The organism is Lysinibacillus sp. SGAir0095, from assembly GCF_005491425.1.
Classification (GTDB): Bacteria; Bacillota; Bacilli; order Bacillales_A; family Planococcaceae; genus Ureibacillus.
In genome coordinates, this window is record NZ_CP028083.1 from 2500318 (window position 1) to 2519689 (window position 19372).

Sequence of the window (19372 nt, forward strand, 5' to 3'; positions counted from 1 at the left end):
ATTTCAACTGTATGGTAAAATCAATTGATCCTTGAAGCTGATCTTCATTTTCCTAAAAAAATATCTCATTATTGAGATACTCTTACAGATAGACCAGTTGATATCCAATTAAAACGACTATACCTAGTGCGCCTGATATTGTAAAATACATTAATTTAAATTTAAAGCCAGTATATAACCACAATAAACAATTGATGATTAGTAAAGCATATAAGACAATTCGATTTTCAGGAAAGTACGTAAGACTTATTTTCACAGATAAACCAAAAAGCAGTAAAGCAGATGCTATTTGTAATATTGGTGCTATCACATCATTTTTCTTAGCAAATCGATAAGCTAATACAATTAAGAAAATAGCGGTTATTCCAACCATAGCTGAAACTAGCCATACTAATTCAGACATCATGAATAAAGCGATTAATAAGGTAATGGACACTAGTAAAACGAATGTCAATAATAACAATTTATTCCGTTTTTCCTTAGCCATGACTGACTTTTTATGACCAACTTCTTCCTTATGGTCAATTTCCTTTCCTTCAGAATAAAGAGTCATCAGAAAGTCACAATAATGATCTGGTAATAACTTATTTTGTTTCCAAAATAAAATTTCATTCAAAATAATTGTTTTCTTCGAATTAGCCATAACGATTTCTCCAAATTTTGTTGAGTATGTATGTAATTATTCTATCTTATTTTGCAGATGGATGACATAGTAAAAAAATCATCAATCAAAAAGGCACCCTGAAAAGGATGCCAGTTTAGAAGCAGGAAAGTTAACAATCATTATTAACTAGACCAACTGTATTAATAAACAACTTCGTTTGAAGTTCTAGATGTTAGTTTTACTCCAGGAAGTCTTTTAAACGTTTACTTCTAGAAGGATGTCGCAGTTTTCTTAATGCTTTTGCCTCGATTTGACGAATACGTTCACGAGTTACGCCGAAAACCTTCCCTACTTCTTCTAAAGTACGTGTACGACCATCATCTAAACCAAAACGTAAACGTAAGACATTTTCTTCACGATCTGTTAATGTATCGAGTACATCTTCAAGCTGCTCTTTTAACAATTCGTATGCAGCATGATCAGATGGTGATTGAGCTTCATGGTCTTCAATGAAATCACCTAAATGTGAATCATCTTCTTCCCCAATTGGTGTCTCTAAAGAAACAGGCTCTTGCGCAATTTTTAAAATTTCGCGTACTTTTTCAGGTGTTAAATCCATCTCTTCTCCAATTTCTTCTGGAGATGGTTCGCGACCAAGATCCTGTAATAATTGTCTTTGAACACGAATTAATTTGTTGATTGTTTCCACCATATGAACCGGAATACGAATTGTACGTGCTTGGTCTGCAATTGCACGTGTAATTGCCTGACGAATCCACCAAGTAGCATATGTTGAAAATTTAAACCCTTTACGGTAATCAAATTTCTCAACTGCTTTAATAAGCCCCATATTCCCCTCTTGAATTAGGTCAAGGAACAGCATCCCACGACCTACATAGCGTTTTGCAATGGAAACAACTAAACGTAAGTTCGCTTCAGCTAAGCGTTTACGTGCCTCTTCATCACCTTGTTCAATTCTTTCAGCAAGCTTAATTTCATCTTCAGCGGATAGTAAATCTACACGTCCAATTTCTTTCAAGTACATTCGAACAGGGTCATTAATCTTTACGCCCGGAGGAACACTTAAGTCATTTAGATCAAACGCTTCTTCGCTCTCTTCTTGTTTGGCAAGAACTTCTTCTTCAAACTCTTCTTTTCCATCCACTTCAATACCAAAGCTTTTTTCAATATCTTCTGCAAAATGGAAGATTTCTTCATTTTCTAATTCAAACGGAGTGAGTTTGCTTGAAATTTCTTGCATAGAAATTTCATTGGATTTTTTTGCTTTTTCTTGTAAAAGTGTTTTCACTTCGTCAATCGTCTGTCCATTGACAACTTCTTTTGATTGTTCTGACTTGTCCGCCATAAACCTTCCTCCTTCTAACAACGCAAATCGGCTAAATTGTTGATAATGATTTCCTCAATTGTATGATGTTCATTGCGATTTCCAGTGCACGTTTATGCTCGTGCATTTTCTCCGCTTCTTGTGACTCATGAAGTAATTTTTTTATCTCCAATTCAATCCGATGTTTTTTTAACTGCCTTAAACAATCTGAGATTTCTGCTTCAGCCTGTTCAGAATCATGCTCTAGAAGTGCTGCTTCCATTACAATTTTCCTTAACTCAGAATCCTCGAGAATTTCTAAAAACCTTTGGTAATCGGCTGTTCCATGCTCCTCATAAAATCCGATTAATCGTACGAAAACAGCACTGTATTCATCTCGTACAAAAGGCTCGGATTGGTCGCTTCTTAATATCCTATCTACAACCTCATCATTGGTAAGCATATGCGATAAAAGCAATCGTTCTGCTCGTTCAGTTGCAGTTAAAGGTTTTTTTGTCTGTAATTCAATTTTCTTCGTTTGCTTTATGTTGTCTGCTCGGTTAAAATTTTTAGCATTATTAGCATCTAATTTTCTATACTGAGCATATATTGCTTCCTCAGAAATATTTGTTTCACTTGCAATCTGTTTTATATAAAGGTCTCTCTCAATAGGCGAAGATCGACCTACAAGTTGTTCAAGTACTTCCTGGGTATATTGCAACACGTCATTCTCAAATTGAAAGTTTTTATTTCGCCTTGCATGCATCATCATAAAAGCAATGTATGCATGTGGCTTTTCTAAAATTTGCTGTACAAAGGAATCCGGACCATATTTTTTTATATAATCATCTGGATCTAGTTTCTCAGGTAATACAGCTATCTCAACTTTCAAATTTTCGGCATATAACATTTCAGAAGCCCGCTTGGCAGCTTCCCAACCAGCATTATCACCGTCATAACATACTATTATTTGTTCACTTAAGCGCTTTAGCTTTGTGATGTGCTGTGGCGTCAGGGAAGTCCCCATTGTTGCAACTGCGTTATATACACCGGCTTGATTTGCTGCAAGTACATCCATAAAACCTTCCATCAAAATTACTTGACGCTTTTTTCTGATTACGGTTCTTGCCTTATCCAGATTGAAAAGTATTTGACTTTTGTGAAATATTGGTGATTCTGGACTATTTAAGTACTTTGCCTCATCTATTGAGTCAATGATTCGTCCTGAAAATGCAATTACTTTCCCATTTTCGTCCCGAATTGGAAACATGACTCTTCCTCGAAAACGATCAAAATAAGTATGGTCATTTTCACGCTTTATGATGAGTCCGCACTCAGCCATTTCTTCTAAATCAAACCCTTTTCTTTTTAGCAAAACTGACAGGGTGTCCCATCCTGGTAAAGACCATCCTATACCATTCGTTTCGATATGTTCCTTTGTAAATCCTCTTTTTAGCAAGTAATTTAATGCCTGTTCCCCTTCTTCTGTATTCATTAATACATGATGAAAAAAATCAGCAGTAAATTCATGCGCCTCAAGCATATTTTCTTCTTTCTTTGAATAGGCATGAGTTTCTTTGGATAGACTGTTGCTTTGGATATCTAAATTGATTCCAACGCGGCTTCCAAGTTTGACTACAGCATCTGGAAATGTAATATTTTCAATATCCATTACAAAAGTAATAGCATTTCCTCCTGCGCCACACCCAAAACAATGAAAAATTTGCTTATCTTGAGACACTGAAAATGAGGGTGTATTTTCACCGTGAAATGGACATAATCCAAACCAGTTACGTCCTCTTTTTGTCAGTTGCATATAATCACTTATGACATCGACTATATCGGATTGGGAACGTATTTGTTCTATCATCTCTTCAGGTATTTTTCCGGTCATATAATCACCAACTTCAGTTGCTAAGTAACACAATTCGAGATAAATTAAAAAAATCCTCTATTTTCCGACAAAAAAATAGTGTTTTTGCTCTAAGATTTCTCTTATTAATATTTTTACCACAATTTTCTCATTATAAAACAAATAGATGAAAATTTCCACTTTTTTATTGAAAAAAATGCATTTTTTATCCATTCCAGGGTTTAACCCTTCATAATTACGATGATTTTTCACAAAAAATTAATTGACTTCTAATATGTATTCTGAGCATCCGCGAAAAAAAACCACCTCTTCAATTTTTTTTGAAGAGATAGCCATTAAATATTTCAGTTCTTATTTTGTTCAATTTTTTCAATGATAACATTTGCCGTTTCTTCTACAGCTTTATTGGTTACATCAATAACTGAACATCCGATTCTTTCAACCACTTTATTGAAATGTTCGATTTCCTGCTCGATTCTAGATGGTTTAGCATAAATTGCATCATCATTCAAACCTAATGCAATAAGTCGTTCCTTACGAATAACATTTAATTTATCCGTAGATATTACTAGACCAAAGCATTTTTTTGGATCAACCAAGTATAATTCCTCAGGTGGATTAATCTCGGGAACTAACGGTACATTAGCTACTTTATAACGTTTATGGGCTAGATACTGAGAAAGTGGGGTTTTTGAAGTTCGAGATACACCTACTAAGACCACATCCGCTAACAATAACCCTCTAGGATCCCGACCATCATCATATTTGACTGCGAATTCTACAGCCTCGATTTTCTTGAAATAATCAGCATCTAATTTATGAACAAGCCCTGGTTCTTCTCTTGGCTGCTCACCAATTTTTTCTTCAAATATACGGATAATCGGACCTAATAAATCAATCCATTGGACAGCTTCGCGACTACAACTATCCATCATATAGTTTCTCATTTTTTCTTCAACTAACGTAAAGACAATAATTGCATCTTGTTCTTTTGCAATTTCAACAATTTTTTCAATATGATCATTATTTTCAATATTAGGAAACTTACGAATTACAGTATTATCAAAGTTTGGGCGGAATTGAGAAACTGCTGCTTTAACAACCTGTTCACCTGTTTCCCCTACTGAATCAGATACAACGAATACTTTTAAATTTTTCAAAATAGCACTCCTTATAAATCATGGGTTTCAGCTAATGAAATAAATGCCTTGGTTACGCTTGTTTTTGTTAAACGCCCAATAATTTCAAGACCTTTTTCCGTCTCATTGACAACAGGTAGAGAATCGACTTGACGCTCGATTAATTTTTTTGCAGCCCCGATTAATGAATCTGATTTCTTACAATATACAATATTAGGCATCCTAGACATAATAATATGAACTGGTATTTTCGTCAGCTCTTGTGTACCGATACTTGTTCGTAATAAATCTTTTCTGGACAAAACCCCTTGCAAATAAGACTGGTCATCTACAACAAATAAAGTTCCAACATCTTCTAAAAATAATTGGACAATGGCATCGTAAACGGTCATATTTTCTGATACTACTACTGGTAGAGACTGAAAATCCCCTACCTTCAAATTCATCATGGATTCACTTGCCGTGGTCATTGTTTTTTTTCCTGAATAGAAGTATCCAACACGTGGCCTAGCATCTAAAAATCCAGCCATCGTTAAGATTGCTAAATCTGGACGTAGAGTAGCCCGGGTCAAATTTAAACGTTCTGCAATTTGTTCACCTGTTATTGGGCCATTCTCTTTAACGATCTGCAGAATCGTGTCTTGACGTTTATTGAGTTCGATTGGACTCACCCGCTTCAAATAGTGTTATACTTTTCTATAAATATTATATACTAATTTGGTATCATTTGCGAAGAAATGAATGAAAAGCTACAATATTGACACAGTTCGAGTGAATAGCATAAAATATCGATAGAAGTTCATATAGGCAATGAGAGGACAAATAAGTATCTTTTCAAAAAAGCGAGTAGGAGTTGGTGAAAGCCTACAAGAAAAGAGAAACGGCACCCTTGAGCCAATTTTCTAAAAGAGGATTGTTAATGTTAAAAGTAGCGACATTGAAAATGATGCGCTTTACTTTAGCCGACAATCAAGCGGGGTGGAACCGCGGGTGTACATACGCACTCGTCCCCGGGCAAAAAGCCCGGAGACGGGTGCTTTTATATTTTTATTTATAGTAGGAGGAATTTTTTATGGCACAAAAATCTATGGAAACAATCGTAAGCTTAGCAAAACACCGTGGTTTCGTCTTCCCAGGATCTGAAATTTACGGCGGACTTGCAAACACTTGGGATTACGGTCCACTTGGTGTTGAATTAAAAAACAATGTTAAAAAAGCATGGTGGCTAAAATTTGTTCAAGAATCTGAATACAATGTAGGTCTTGATGCTGCAATCCTTATGAACCCACGTGCATGGGTAGCATCTGGTCACGTTGGAAACTTCAACGATCCTATGATTGATTGTAAATCGTGTAAAGCACGCCACCGTGCAGATAAACTAATCGAAGATGCATCTTTAGAAAAAACAGGTAATGAAATTATCGTCGACGGTATGAGCTTCGATCAAATGAAAGCAAAAATGGAAGAACTATCTGTTACTTGTCCAGAGTGTGGTAAAAACGATTTCACGGATATCCGTCAATTCAACCTTATGTTTAAAACATTCCAAGGTGTAACAGAAAGCTCTACAAACGAGATTTTCCTTCGTCCTGAAACAGCACAAGGTATTTTCGTTAACTTTAAAAATGTGCAACGCTCAATGCGTAAACGTACACCATTTGGTATAGCACAAATCGGTAAATCATTCCGTAACGAAATTACACCAGGTAACTTTACATTCCGTACACGTGAATTCGAGCAAATGGAATTAGAATTCTTCTGCAAGCCAGGCGAAGACCTAGAATGGCACCAATATTGGAAAGAATTCTGTAAAAATTGGTTATTAAACCTAGGTATGAAAGACGATAGCATGCGTCTACGTGACCATGAAGATGATGAGCTATCCCACTATTCAAATGCAACTTCTGATATCGAATTCCGCTTCCCATTCGGCTGGGGTGAGCTATGGGGAATCGCAGACCGTACAGATTTCGACTTGAAACAGCATATGGAACACTCTGGTGAAGATTTCACTTATATCGATCCAATTACAAACGAACGTTATGTTCCATATTGTATCGAACCATCACTTGGTGCAGATCGTGTAACACTAGCGTTCTTATGTGATGCTTATGATGAAGAAGAGCTTGAAGGCGGCGACTCTCGTACAGTATTACGCTTCCACCCTGCTCTTGCTCCGTTTAAAGCAGCGGTATTACCATTATCGAAAAAACTAGCTGATGATGCAGGAGAAGTATGGGCTGAGCTACGCAAATCATTCCCAGTGGATTACGATGAGTCACAGTCAATCGGTAAACGTTACCGCCGTCAGGACGAAATCGGTACACCATTCTGTATCACATATGATTTCGACTCAAAAGAAGACGGTCAAGTAACAGTACGCCACCGTGACAGCATGGAACAGGTACGTATGCCTATTACTGAAGTTAAGGCATATATTGAAAAGCATCTTCAATTCTAATTGGCACTTAAATAGATAATTTACGGACACTGTGGCGAAAGCCTGCAACATGCACAAATATGCCAAATATTTATAGAAAAGCATTTACAATTCTAATATAGATTCCTTTGTATAGAAGTTTTGCGGTTCTGCACCGAAAACTTGCGACAGGTGCAAACTTGCAAATTTCTGAAGTTATTAAGACTATCAACTTCAATTCTAAATGCAAACACTCTACTTAGTATTACTTTTGAACTTATTTCGCAATTGCGAGATAAGTTCTTTTTTGTATAAATTCAAAATAAAAACACTCTCCTCATAAGAGAATGTACATTTCAAATTATCATTTTGTTCATTTTGTTCAATTTGTTTATTCAGGAGATGATTTGTTAGAAAATTTAGATTATAATTATAATAAAAAAATCGAGGTGGGATTGATGTTCTTTCACACTTTATTTAAACAACCTAAGCAAGAAGCTGAAGAAATTTCCTCGGCAGAAAAACTTTTGATCGTTGTACGTGAACTATTAAATAAAGAATTACCAGAACACTATACTCATCATCATATTTTATTTACAGCAAATTCAAAACTAGCTTCTTTAAATGAATCTCTCAAAAATCATCGAACTCAAGCAAATTATGACTTAAAATTAGGTCAATTCCATTCACAAATGCATGATGAACTGCGAAAACAAGTTAGTGATTTACAGGTGTTAGTCGATGGCTTTATGGAGCTAAATATTGATATAAAACAAATGAATCATCGACTACACTTCCACTATGATTCTATTCAGTATATCCATGAGAATTATGTACTTTATATGGAAGGACGATTCTCTCATCAATCCTCCCAATTATTCTGGCAAGCAGTTAAAGAAGATGTATTAGACATCATACGAAAAATTATTTAACACTCAATCAGTGGGTTCCTCATTACTTGTCCTTCTTGTCAATAATGGGGTTCTTTCCAATTGTTCAATAAATGAACGTGATTTTAAGCGAATACCTGTTTGCTCCTCATAAATTGTCGTGACTATTTTCTTTATGAACTGTTTCGTCCCCTTTTTCAGCTCTAACTTCCCTATCTGATCAATCGGTACATTATAAAACATCCTAATCAATTTTAACTGTGTTGGAGATAAACGTATGATATAAGGATCTTGATGGAAACAACGATGGCATAAGAAACCACCCTGTGAAAAGGAAAAAGCAAACTCCCCATCAAAAGACCCACATGATGCACATGCATTTAGAATTGGTTGAACCCCTGTGTATGGTAGTAGCTTCCAATCTACAAATAAGCTGATGGCTTCTGGATCATGCTCTTCCTCAATAGCATTAAGTGCTTGCAAAAGTACCTCAAAAGCAAAAGGTTCTGGTCCCTCATCTACTAGTCTATCAACAAGCTCCACAATATAACTTGCGTAGGCTGTGGCGTTAATGTCTGTTTGTATATGGCGCATTGACGCTAAATGTTCTCCCTGCTGCATCGTTCCCATACCTGATGTTCTTTGCACCATATACATCCCATGCATGAAGGTTTGGGTAACACCCGCTAAACGACTGGTCGGCTTTTTCGCACCCCTAGCCATTACAGTTATCTTACCTGCTTCTCTTGTCATTAAGGTCACAATTTTATTTGATTCACCATAAGCTCGCGATTTTAAAACAATGCCTTCCCATTTATTTAACATTTGGCACTGCACTTCCTTCTACATTTACTTTGCTTCTATTATACATGACCGCTATATGATTTACGCTATTAGTCACTTTTTATCGATTGATTTTTACCTATGAAGTTTCTAATAAGTTTTTCTATAATGGTCTATCCAAGTTTTACTTGTTACTATATTCGCTAGCAAGCACAATATCCAATCGAAAAAAAAGACAAACTGCATTCAACAGCTTGTCTTTGAATTTACTTAATATTAATATTCATCTTCTCGATAACCAAAATCACGTAGATGAGCGGATTTATTTCGCCAATCCTTTTGTACTTTCACCCATAGCTCCAAAAATACTTTTGAGCCAAGGAGCATTTCGATATCCTTACGGGCTTGTGTACCTACTTCTTTTAACAGGGCACCCCGTTTCCCGATAACAATTCCTTTTTGAGAATCTCGTTCCACCATAATCGTTGCTTGAACGCGAATCATATTTTCGTTCTCTTCGTCACGCTTAATTTTATCGATAACGACAGCAATTGAATGTGGAATTTCTTCTCTTGTTAAATGAAGAACTTTTTCACGAATCATTTCTGATATGATAAAACGCTCTGGGTGATCGGTCACCTGATCTGCAGGATAATATTGTGGACCCTCAGGTAAATATTTTTCAATCGTTTCAAGTAATTGGTCGACATTATTCCCTTGTAGCGCAGAAATCGGAACAATCTCTGCGAATGGGAATTTCCCTTTATATGTTTCAATCGTTTGAACTAATTCATCCGGATGAATTTGGTCGATTTTATTCACAACTAGAAATACAGGTGTTTTGGTCCCTTCAAGCAGCTCTAAAATGAATTCGTCACCCTTACCTATTCCTTGTTCTGCATTCACCATAAACATAATGATGTCTACTTCACGTAAAGTATTTTTGGATACCTTAATCATGAATTCACCTAATTTATGTTTCGGCTTATGAATCCCTGGTGTATCAATGAAGACCATTTGAGATGCTTCACGTGTCAGTACACCCTGTATTTTATTTCTTGTAGTTTGTGGTTTATCCGACATAATCGCAATTTTTTGACCGATAACACGGTTTAAAAAAGTAGACTTCCCTACATTCGGTCGTCCAATTATTGAGATAAATCCTGATTTGTAGCTATTGTTTTTTTCCTGCATTATCTAAGTCCTCCGGTGTAAAGGCGCCAGGCAAAAGCTCGGCAACTGTCGTTTGTTGTAGATCTCCATTTAGGTTTGTTAAGTAAACCGGCATGTCTGGTGCACAGAATTCTGAAATAACTTGTCTGCATGCTCCACATGGTGAACATGGTCCGACTGTATCTGCAACCACTGCAATTGCTTTAAACTTTTTATTGCCTTCAGAAACCGCCTTAAAAATAGCTGTTCTTTCTGCACAATTTGTTAAACCGAAGCTGGAATTTTCAATGTTGCAGCCTTGATAAACTTTTCCATCCTCTGTAAGCAATGCTGCACCTACCGGAAATTTTGAGTATGGTACATAAGCCGTTTTTCTAGCAACTTTTGATTGTTCAATTAAATCTTTCATATCTACTGTCATTAATTTCCCCGCTCCTTCATAAATACCTTATTCATACCTTTATCTATTCACTTGATAATGTTAAAACCATTTTGGTAGAAAAATAAGTAATCCGATTATAACACTTGCAAGAGCAATTACAAGTACTGCACCCGCTGCAACATCCTTTGCTTGCTTTGCAAGGGGATGAATTTCCGGTGATGCCAAGTTGACGACACTTTCAATGGCGGTATTGATCATCTCAGCACCAATCACTAGCGTAATAACCAGAATAATAATTAACCATTCATTTATTGTTAGACCAGTTAATATAGATGCAATTATCACGATAATTGCACTAATGATATGGATGCGCATATTTTGTTCTCTCATTGCAGTCCATATTCCATAAAAAGCATACCCAAAGGATTTGAGCAGTTTATGGACGTCCATTCAGAAATCACGACCTAAGCCAAAAGAAGTCAGAATTTCATCTTGTTTTCCAAACATGATTTTTTCATCTTCTTCTGTCATATGGTCATATCCTAATAAGTGTAAAAATCCATGTACAGCTAAAAAGCCTAATTCTCTTTCAAAAGAGTGTCCAAAATCAGCAGCCTGTTCCTTTGTTCGATCGGTTGAAATAATGATGTCTCCTAAAACTCTGGGGATTCCTTCACCAACAATTTCAATCTCTCCCTCTCCTAATTCTTCAAGAGCAAAGGAAATAACGTCTGTCGGCTGATCTTTGTCTCGGTAATCACGATTGATTTCATGAATTTTTTCATTCGTTACAAATGTGACCGACACTTCACTGCCGTCTTCAATATCAAGATGACTTGCAGCATGTTGTAATAATTGTTCAACCAATTCCAAATGCTGCTCCTTTACTTCGTTTGTTTCATCTAAAAAATCAATATTAAGCATTAGTGCCTCCTAAAATTATCCTTCTTTTGGGTATTCGATTCGTGAATGGAAGATTCCATTTAAAGTCTCACATAGTACTTTCTCAATAATCTTTAACTCTTTAATCGAGACGTCGCATTCATCAAATTGATGTTCTTGTACACGACTTTGCACGATAGAATAGACTAGTTTTTGAATTTTTTCTGAGTTAGGCTGTTTCATAGAACGAACTGCTGCCTCTACACTATCAGCAATACTTATAACAGCTGCCTCTTTCGTTTGCGGTTTTGGCCCTGGATAACTAAATACCTTCTCATCCACGTCTTCCCTTTCTTCTTTAGCCTTATGAAGAAAGAATTTTAATGTACTAGTACCATGATGCTGTAAGGCAATATCCACAATTTCCTTTGGCATTTTATGTTTTTCTAATAATTGAGCACCATCTGTAGTGTGAGAAATAATGATTTCTGCACTTCTCTCCGGCGGTAAAGAATCATGAGGATTAATCCCAGACATTTGATTTTCAATAAAGAATGCAGGTCTTCGTGTTTTACCGATATCGTGATAGTAACAGGCAACTCTCGCTAACAAACCATCTGCCCCAATTGCTTCACAAGCAGCTTCTGCAAGATTTGCTACCATCACACTATGATGATAAGTACCCGGAGTTTCAGTTAATAACTTTTTCAATAATGGATGGTTTGGATTTGATAATTCGATTAATCTCATTGTCGACAATAATCCAAATGCTGATTCAAAGAATGGCAATAATCCCATTGTTAAAGCACCAGATAAAATCCCTGATGCAATACCTGCAACCGAATAGAATAACAATTCAAATAAGTCATAGTTTGTTTGTGACATCAATAAATAAAAAGCAATAAATAACAAGTTAAAAATTGAAACAACACCACAGGCTTTTAAAAGATGGGATCTTTTTTCCATGCTTCGCATGAAGAACACACTCGAAAGGCCACCCAAGATTATATATAGAACGATATCCATTTGTAACACTGCTGAATAACCTTCATGGAAAATGACTCCTGCTGATGCGGCTGTCAATATGGTAACAAGTATTGCCGCTTTCTCATTTGCTAAAAGTCGAACAAGCATCGTTGCCAGTGCAGTTGGATATAAAAAGGCAATGGTTGCATCAAACTGATCTGAAAGCAAACTGATCACCTTCATGAGCAGTATGGAGAAAGAATAAATGATTGCCGTTACAAACAAGGCCTTTCGTTTATTCTGAAGTTCCATCTCTGAATAATTAAATAAAATGTACATAAAAGCCATTTGCAGAACTACAAGAATTAGTAGGCCAAGTACGGGCTTTGTAGAGGTTTGGTTATTCAATAAACCGAGGAGTTCCAATTGTCTAAAGACTTCCCGGTCAATGAGCTCGCCTTCTTGAACGATAATTTGACCTTGCAATATTCTGGTAGGCTCAACTTCTTCACGAGCTTTTAAAATCAGCTCCTCCGTACGAACTTCATCTAAAATCTCTGTTTCTATAATTGCAGCTCTTCCAATTAAATTGATTGCACTTATTATATCTTCAGCTATGGTACTTTCCTGGCGGATTTTCGTTTCGATTTCTGTACGTTTTAGTGCCACATTTTCTGTTCGAATCGGCTCTTCCAGCATTGTTTTTATTTCTTTTACCAGAAAGTTTTCTGCCGTTTTCAACTCAGCATCACTGGCAACCAATAGAGACTGCAATTGGCTATTCGTAAAAATTAGCAGCGATTGACTTTCCGTAATATCTTTTAGTTTTTCACGTAATTGGCTGATTTGGTTTTCTATGTCTATAGGCGTTTCTTCCTCTTGCAATCTTACATCTTTCCGGACATCCAAAATAATATCAAAGATTGATGTTACAAGTGAAGATCGATGTTCCGCGGTCTCTTCATTGAACAAATAAACAGGTTCAACGCCATCCTCAGCCTGATTTCTTTCTTGTTCGGTTTTCACAGTGTCTTCTATTGTTTTCACTGCACGAATTGTTTCTGGAGCAAGTTGGAAAGCTTGTATATCATATGTAGTGCTTCGTATATTTCCAAGCATTAAAAAGAATTGCAGAATACCAGTAATTAATAAAACAACTATTAATAAAGTTCGAAAACTAATCATGTTCAGTAATTTATTAAAGTGCTTTTCCACTAGTGCACCCCCAAATGTCTATATGTACTAGTTTACCAATTTATGAATATTATTTCATGAAATCTTCCTAAAAAATAAAAAATGTGCACGATAAACGTACACATTTAAAACAGTTATATCCTATGAAAACAAATTCCAAGCAAGATTACAGTTCTTGATCTGTGTATGATTGGATAATTTTTGCAACAAGCGGATGACGAACAACGTCTCCTGCCTCAAGAATTTGAAAATGGATATCTTTTAAATATTTTAAACTACGCTCAGCTATGATTAAACCAGATTCCGTATTTTTTGGTAAGTCAATTTGAGTTTTGTCTCCCGTTATGACCATTTTGGATCCAAACCCTAAACGAGTTAAAAACATTTTCATTTGCATATGAGTTGTATTTTGGGCTTCATCCAAGATAACAAACGCATCATCCAGTGTTCGACCACGCATATATGCTAAAGGAGCAATTTCTATTGTTCCACGTTCAATTAGTCTTTGTGTTTGCTCTTGTCCATATATATCATGTAATGCATCATAGAGAGGTCTTAAGTAAGGGTCTACCTTTTCCTTTAAATCTCCTGGTAAAAATCCTAATGACTCTCCCGCTTCTACAGCTGGTCTAGTTAAAATGATTCGCTTTACATGGCCATTCTTTAAGGCTTGAGTAGCCATTACTACCGCTATATAGGTTTTTCCCGTACCAGCTGGCCCAATACCGAACACGAGGTCTTGGTGACGAATCGCTCTTATGTACTCTCGTTGTCCAATAGTTTTTGCGCGAATCGGTTTCCCTTTATAATTTCTTGCTATTTCTTCTTCATATAACTCTGCAAAATATTCGATTGTCCCTTTATTCACCATTTCGATTGCTGTAGCTACATCACGCAAATCAATATTTACACCTTTGCGAATCACCTTTAAGAGAGCTTGCACTAAATCTTTAGCCTGTTGTTTTTGTGGTTCGCTTCCTGCAATTTGAATTACTTCACCACGCGTGATAATTTGAACGTTAAATGTTTCTTCAATCAGTTTTAAATTAGCATCTGACATTCCAAGCAGCATTACTGCTTCATTTGGATTTTCAACTTGTAATTCTGATAATTGTTCTGACATAAATCAATCTCCTTGGTCAATTGGGTAGTTTTTTGCAATATTTTCATTTACCAAAAATAGGACTTTCCCTTTCACTTTATCATCATCGAATGAAACGTGCAAAATGTTTTCCTTTTTTATTATGGTTTTGGGAGGTAAAGATTTTAATATTTTTTCGTGCAATAGAGGCAAGATAAACGACTCGATTTGTTCTTCTGAGATCTCTTCCGTAACTGTGATGTACTTTTGAGTCTTTTTGATTTCGATAAATCTTGAAAGCCATTCCGGTAAATCGACTTTTTGAAACGATTTTCCTTGCTCCTTTTCATCATTTATTTTGAAATCAAATGTCCATTCCCTACTACTTGCTGAAACTAATTGTATCTTCTTAGGAATAGAAAATTCAGTTTCTAGCCAGTAGTCAGCATACACTTCCCCAGCGGCTCCTACAAGAATCGAGCGATCTCCAACTGTAATAACGCCTGATACAAGTGTATCCCCTTTATATACTGTTGTATTCGGCAAAACACGACGTTCCCCACTAGAAATTTCAAAATGTGTAATAACTCCGCTTTTTGTAGCAATTAAATGATTTTTAGTACTTGAAGTATTATCCTTATTATCCGTTATAGGGGCAAGTTGAGGGACAATTGTCATGCTACTGCCTGTTTTTAGTATATGCACCCAAGATAAATCTCTTAACTCTTCCATGATCATTTGTCTTATCTCAAAATCAGATTGTACACGCCCTTTCATTTTCGGTTTATCTAAAGAGAGTTTCTCCTTTACCACTTTTTCAACTGCAACTCTCAGTTCAGGAGTTTCTGCCTCTACATTTACATCCCATACAAATTGGGAGGCTATGATAGGTATGATTATTAGTAGCAGCAGGCCGATAGCTGTCCAACTATTCTTCTGGAAGATTCGAGACACCTGAAGATATTCAATCTTTACTTTTACACGGTATTTTTTTCGGATTTCTCGGACAACTCTCAAATCTTTTCTTAACATTTCAAATCGAATTTCATTATCCAGGTGTTTAAGATTTTTGATCTTCACACCTTTTGAATGAAGATTTTGAATAAAGGCATTGGATCCGCTGTTACGGCTGATGCGAATTTCAACAGGGCGATTATCAAATTTTTTCATAATCGGTCACTCACCTGTCTTTTCATCTCAATCGACAATAAATTGTCTACATGAATGATAAATTCTATCTCTTTCAATACATCTATATGTACACGATTTGCTTTTATTAAAATTGAAAAATCCTCATATATAAACGAACAATGCTGTTCTGATGCTTCTAAAAATTTATACGTTCCAATCAACCTTAGCTGACTGCTATTTACTATTTCTATTAATGGGTCTGTTTGGAATAATTTTTTCAATTAAAAATGCCCCCCTTTCGCAAAAGTATATGCTTTGAAAAAGGGGGGCATGTATAAATTTCACTGCAGTTTTTACAAATCTGCACCAAAGTAAGACGTTTATCTTTGTTTTGCTTTTGGAGGACCTAAAATCTCAGTCGTTATGATTGCCTGCACTAATGCTTCTCGTGTAGTGGGTACAAAACTCCCGATTTCTTTTTGTTTAATAGTATCGGATGTTGACGATGTTGACGAAATTAATGACCCTCGATTTGATGAACGTTCACCCTTAAATAGCGGTCTTACATTAGGAGATTTCTCTTGAGTAACAACTTCTTCTTTTATTGATTCATATAGTTTTTCAGATTGTTGCTCTTTCTTAGCAGCTGTTGAATTGGGTTGTGTTTTTTCATTTAATTGCTGAAACACTTCACTTGCAAAGTCTTCAAGTGATTTTCTTTTTCCAGTCTGCTTTGGCAGCTCAAACTTTTGATTAGTCGGTTTATTATTAAATGGCGGCATGCCTTTTGGATTCTGCTGTTTCTTTTTAGTGCCATTTAAAATAGAACTAATGATGAACAAAATGGCCATCACTATTATACCTTCCACCTTAGCTTCACACTCCCTTCTTCAGGTGTGTATTAAAATTATTTTTGATTTGGATCTTGTTTATCAGTTGTAACCTTTGAGATAGAATCTCTCATTGAAGTATCTGCTTGAATGTTTTTGTAGTTCATATAATCCATAATGCCAAAGTTTCCATTTCGTAGTGCCTCTGCCATCGCTAAAGGTACTTCTGCTTCTGCTTCTACTACTTTTGCTTTCATTTCTTGCACTTTCGCAACCATTTCTTGTTCATTCGCTACGGCCATCGCACGGCGTTCTTCCGCTTTTGCTTGTGCAATATTTTTATCCGCTTGTGCCTGTTCAATTTGTAATTCAGCACCGATGTTTTTACCAACATCAACGTCCGCAATATCAATCGATAGGATTTCAAATGCAGTACCTGAGTCCAAGCCTTTTGAAAGAACTGTTTGAGAAATAAGATCTGGGTTTTCTAATACCTTTGAATGACTTTCAGAAGAACCAATTGTAGATACAATCCCCTCACCTACACGAGCAATAATCGTATCTTCGCCAGCACCACCAACTAAACGATCTAAGTTAGCACGTACTGTAATTCTAGCTTTTGCTTTTACTTCAATACCATTAATGGCAACACCAGCAATAAATGGTGTCTCGATCACTTTTGGATTTACGGACATTTGTACAGCCTCTAAAACATCACGTCCGGCTAAATCGATTGCCGCTGCACGTTCGAATGATAGCTCAATATTCGCACGTTGAGCCGCAATTAATGCATTTACAACACGGTCTACATTACCGCCAGCCAAATAGTGCGACTCTAGCTGGTTAATTGATACATCTAACCCTGCTTTATGTGCCTTAATTAAAGGATTCACGATTCGAGCAGGTATAACACGACGTAATCTCATCCCAACTAACGTGAAAATACTTACACGAACACCTGCTGCAATAGCACTAATCCAAAGTGCGACTGGAACGATTGTTAAAATTACTGATAATACAATGATAACTAAAACGATTGTTACAATTAAACTGATTGCCGCTGCATCAAAAATCATATTTATTCCACTCCTTTATTCGTCTCTCTCACGATAATTCGCGAGCCTTCTACTTGTATAACTTCCACTTTCTTATTGGCTTCAATATAGCTTCCTTCTGAAACTGCATCTATTCGTTCATTGCCCACAATGATGGTCCCTGCTGGGCGAAGTGGCGTAATGGATTGACCAATTTTACCGATCAGTTCGACACGGTTCACATTTGAAACATATCCTTCTTCTGTTGTCGTAGCATCACGTAAGATTAGCTTATTAAAGACATGTAGATTTTTCCCAAAGAATTTCATCAAGATCACCATTCCTATTATTGCAATAAATACCGCGATTAAAATGGAATATGCCATATGAACCACACTTTCCCCAGCGAATAATAAACTGATTATCATAAGCGCACCACCAATTATACCTATAATTCCTCCTGGCACAAACAATTCAGCAATGAGTAGAGCTAAACCAATAATAAAGAGCACAACAGATTCATATCCGGCAAAGCCTGCCACCGTATGACCAAAGAAAAATAAACCAAATGAAGATAGTCCAATGAGCCCAGGAAAACCAAAACCAGGTGAAAACAATTCCATAACTAAACCAAACAAACCAATTGATAATAAAAGGGTCACAACCATTGGGTTAGTGATAAACCTCGCTACCTTTTCTGCAAAAGTTGGTTCTACAGAAACCACTTCAGTATCTGAAAGGTTAAGCGTCTCCAGGAGTTCATTTAAATTAGCTACAGTACCATTTGAATAACCAACTTTTAATGCTTCCTCTGCAGATAGTGTCAACAGTTGCCCTTCTGGAGCTTGATTTTCTGGTAAATCAACGTTTTTATCCGCCATGGCTCTTGCGTAGATTGGTTTTCTATCTTGAGATTCTGCTGCAGCCTCCATCGCAGCAATCCAGAAACTATTGCTTTTTTCATCCGCGGCATTACCGGCACTATCAATAATAGCTGCAGCACCTATTGTGGCATTCGGAACCATATAAATTTTTTTTGCGTGTAATGCGAGGAAGGCTCCCGCTGATAACGCTTTCGAATTTACGAAAGCAACCACTTCAACAGGAGAATTTGCAATTATTTTTCCAATTTCATGTGCTGATGTGACATAACCACCTGGTGTATGTATTTCTAAAATAATAGTCTTTGCTCCCTCTTCCTCCGCCTCAGTAAAAGCTCTTTGAAGAAAGGCCTTTAACCCATCCTCCACCTCATTTTCAAGTGGGATATGATATACCTTTCCACTAGCGACTACTGAAAGACTTGGAAGAAGTAGCGAAAATGATAGCAAACATAAAAGAATCCAACTGAACGTTTTCGTTTTTCTCATTTCTACCCCCCTTTTTTGGTAAAAGATATATAGGTATAAAAACTTATTTAATAAAGTTCATCTTACTTTACGATTAAATAAGTTAAAAGTTTCAAAAAAGTGATTATTTTTTACATATTTAATATTTTACACATAATTCTGCTTAAAATAGAAACAAAGGTGATTAAATTTAGAAGCATTACTGTTTTAGTTGAGGGAATTCCTGGATTTAAAAGAGGTAAACTGTAGAAAGATAATTTATTTGCTCAATTTAACAATGAAATCCAGCATAAGAGTTATTAAAGGGTTCAATAAAAA

Annotated in this window: 19 protein-coding genes; 2 read left to right on the forward strand and 17 right to left on the reverse strand. The window is 36.2% G+C overall.

What is annotated here, in order from left to right:
• Positions 1 to 82 precede the first annotated feature (82 nt).
• The 5 genes from C1N55_RS12325 to C1N55_RS12345 form a co-directional block, all read right to left on the reverse strand.
• Positions 83 to 643, reverse strand: a complete 561-nt coding sequence (locus tag C1N55_RS12325; protein WP_137729107.1) for a hypothetical protein — start codon at positions 641 to 643, stop codon at positions 83 to 85.
• A gap of 199 nt (positions 644 to 842) precedes the next feature.
• Entirely contained in the window at positions 843 to 1970 is a 1128-nt protein-coding gene (gene rpoD, locus C1N55_RS12330) for an RNA polymerase sigma factor RpoD (protein ID WP_137729108.1), read from the reverse strand.
• Positions 1971 to 2001: 31 nt separating this feature from the next.
• Complete coding sequence (gene dnaG / locus C1N55_RS12335) at positions 2002 to 3822, reverse strand: DNA primase (protein WP_137730639.1); 1821 nt, start codon at positions 3820 to 3822, stop codon at positions 2002 to 2004.
• 323 nt (positions 3823 to 4145) lie between these two features.
• Positions 4146 to 4961, reverse strand: coding sequence for a pyruvate, water dikinase regulatory protein (locus C1N55_RS12340; RefSeq protein WP_137729109.1), 816 nt, complete (start codon positions 4959 to 4961; stop codon positions 4146 to 4148).
• Between the two features lie 11 nt (positions 4962 to 4972).
• A complete protein-coding gene (locus C1N55_RS12345) occupies positions 4973 to 5611 on the reverse strand; it encodes a transcriptional regulator CcpN (RefSeq protein WP_137729110.1) in 639 nt (212 codons plus the stop codon).
• 401 nt (positions 5612 to 6012) lie between these two features.
• Between C1N55_RS12345 and C1N55_RS12350 the strand changes: the two genes are divergently transcribed.
• A complete protein-coding gene (locus C1N55_RS12350; RefSeq protein WP_137729111.1) occupies positions 6013 to 7401 on the forward strand; it encodes a glycine--tRNA ligase in 1389 nt (462 codons plus the stop codon).
• A 416-nt stretch (positions 7402 to 7817) separates the two neighbouring features.
• Complete coding sequence (locus C1N55_RS12355) at positions 7818 to 8291, forward strand: hypothetical protein (RefSeq protein WP_168193850.1); 474 nt, start codon at positions 7818 to 7820, stop codon at positions 8289 to 8291.
• A gap of 3 nt (positions 8292 to 8294) precedes the next feature.
• On the opposite strand, the gene recO is transcribed toward C1N55_RS12355, so the two are convergent.
• From recO to C1N55_RS12415, 12 genes are all read right to left on the reverse strand, one after another.
• Entirely contained in the window at positions 8295 to 9074 is a 780-nt protein-coding gene (gene recO / locus C1N55_RS12360) for a DNA repair protein RecO (RefSeq protein WP_137729113.1), read from the reverse strand.
• A 234-nt stretch (positions 9075 to 9308) separates the two neighbouring features.
• The gene (gene era, locus C1N55_RS12365) at positions 9309 to 10226 is read right to left on the reverse strand and encodes a GTPase Era (RefSeq protein WP_137729114.1); all 918 of its coding nucleotides are present in this window, start codon (positions 10224 to 10226) and stop codon (positions 9309 to 9311) included.
• Entirely contained in the window at positions 10207 to 10626 is a 420-nt protein-coding gene (locus tag C1N55_RS12370) for a cytidine deaminase (protein ID WP_137729115.1), read from the reverse strand. Before C1N55_RS12370 ends, era begins: the two co-directional genes overlap by 20 nt.
• 60 nt (positions 10627 to 10686) lie before the next feature.
• Positions 10687 to 11037, reverse strand: a complete 351-nt coding sequence (locus tag C1N55_RS12375) for a diacylglycerol kinase family protein (protein ID WP_137729116.1) — start codon at positions 11035 to 11037, stop codon at positions 10687 to 10689.
• Positions 11038 to 11511: an rRNA maturation RNase YbeY gene (gene ybeY, locus C1N55_RS12380; RefSeq protein WP_137729117.1), complete on the reverse strand. Its 474-nt coding sequence runs from the start codon at positions 11509 to 11511 to the stop codon at positions 11038 to 11040.
• Positions 11512 to 11526: 15 nt separating this feature from the next.
• Positions 11527 to 13650 (reverse strand): HD family phosphohydrolase, encoded by a 2124-nt coding sequence (locus C1N55_RS12385; protein WP_370452524.1) that lies wholly within the window; start codon positions 13648 to 13650, stop codon positions 11527 to 11529.
• A gap of 145 nt (positions 13651 to 13795) precedes the next feature.
• Complete coding sequence (locus C1N55_RS12390) at positions 13796 to 14752, reverse strand: PhoH family protein (RefSeq protein ID WP_137729118.1); 957 nt, start codon at positions 14750 to 14752, stop codon at positions 13796 to 13798.
• Between the two features lie 3 nt (positions 14753 to 14755).
• Positions 14756 to 15880, reverse strand: coding sequence for a sporulation protein YqfD (locus C1N55_RS12395; RefSeq protein ID WP_137729119.1), 1125 nt, complete (start codon positions 15878 to 15880; stop codon positions 14756 to 14758).
• The gene (locus C1N55_RS12400) at positions 15877 to 16122 is read right to left on the reverse strand and encodes a hypothetical protein (protein WP_137729120.1); all 246 of its coding nucleotides are present in this window, start codon (positions 16120 to 16122) and stop codon (positions 15877 to 15879) included. The genes C1N55_RS12395 and C1N55_RS12400 overlap by 4 nt, the downstream gene beginning before the upstream one ends.
• Positions 16123 to 16221: 99 nt before the next feature.
• Complete coding sequence (locus C1N55_RS12405) at positions 16222 to 16710, reverse strand: hypothetical protein (RefSeq protein ID WP_137729121.1); 489 nt, start codon at positions 16708 to 16710, stop codon at positions 16222 to 16224.
• A gap of 38 nt (positions 16711 to 16748) precedes the next feature.
• Positions 16749 to 17747, reverse strand: a complete 999-nt coding sequence (gene floA, locus C1N55_RS12410; protein WP_168193851.1) for a flotillin-like protein FloA — start codon at positions 17745 to 17747, stop codon at positions 16749 to 16751.
• A 2-nt stretch (positions 17748 to 17749) separates the two neighbouring features.
• Positions 17750 to 19075, reverse strand: a complete 1326-nt coding sequence (locus C1N55_RS12415; protein ID WP_137729123.1) for an NfeD family protein — start codon at positions 19073 to 19075, stop codon at positions 17750 to 17752.
• Positions 19076 to 19372: the final 297 nt, after the last annotated feature.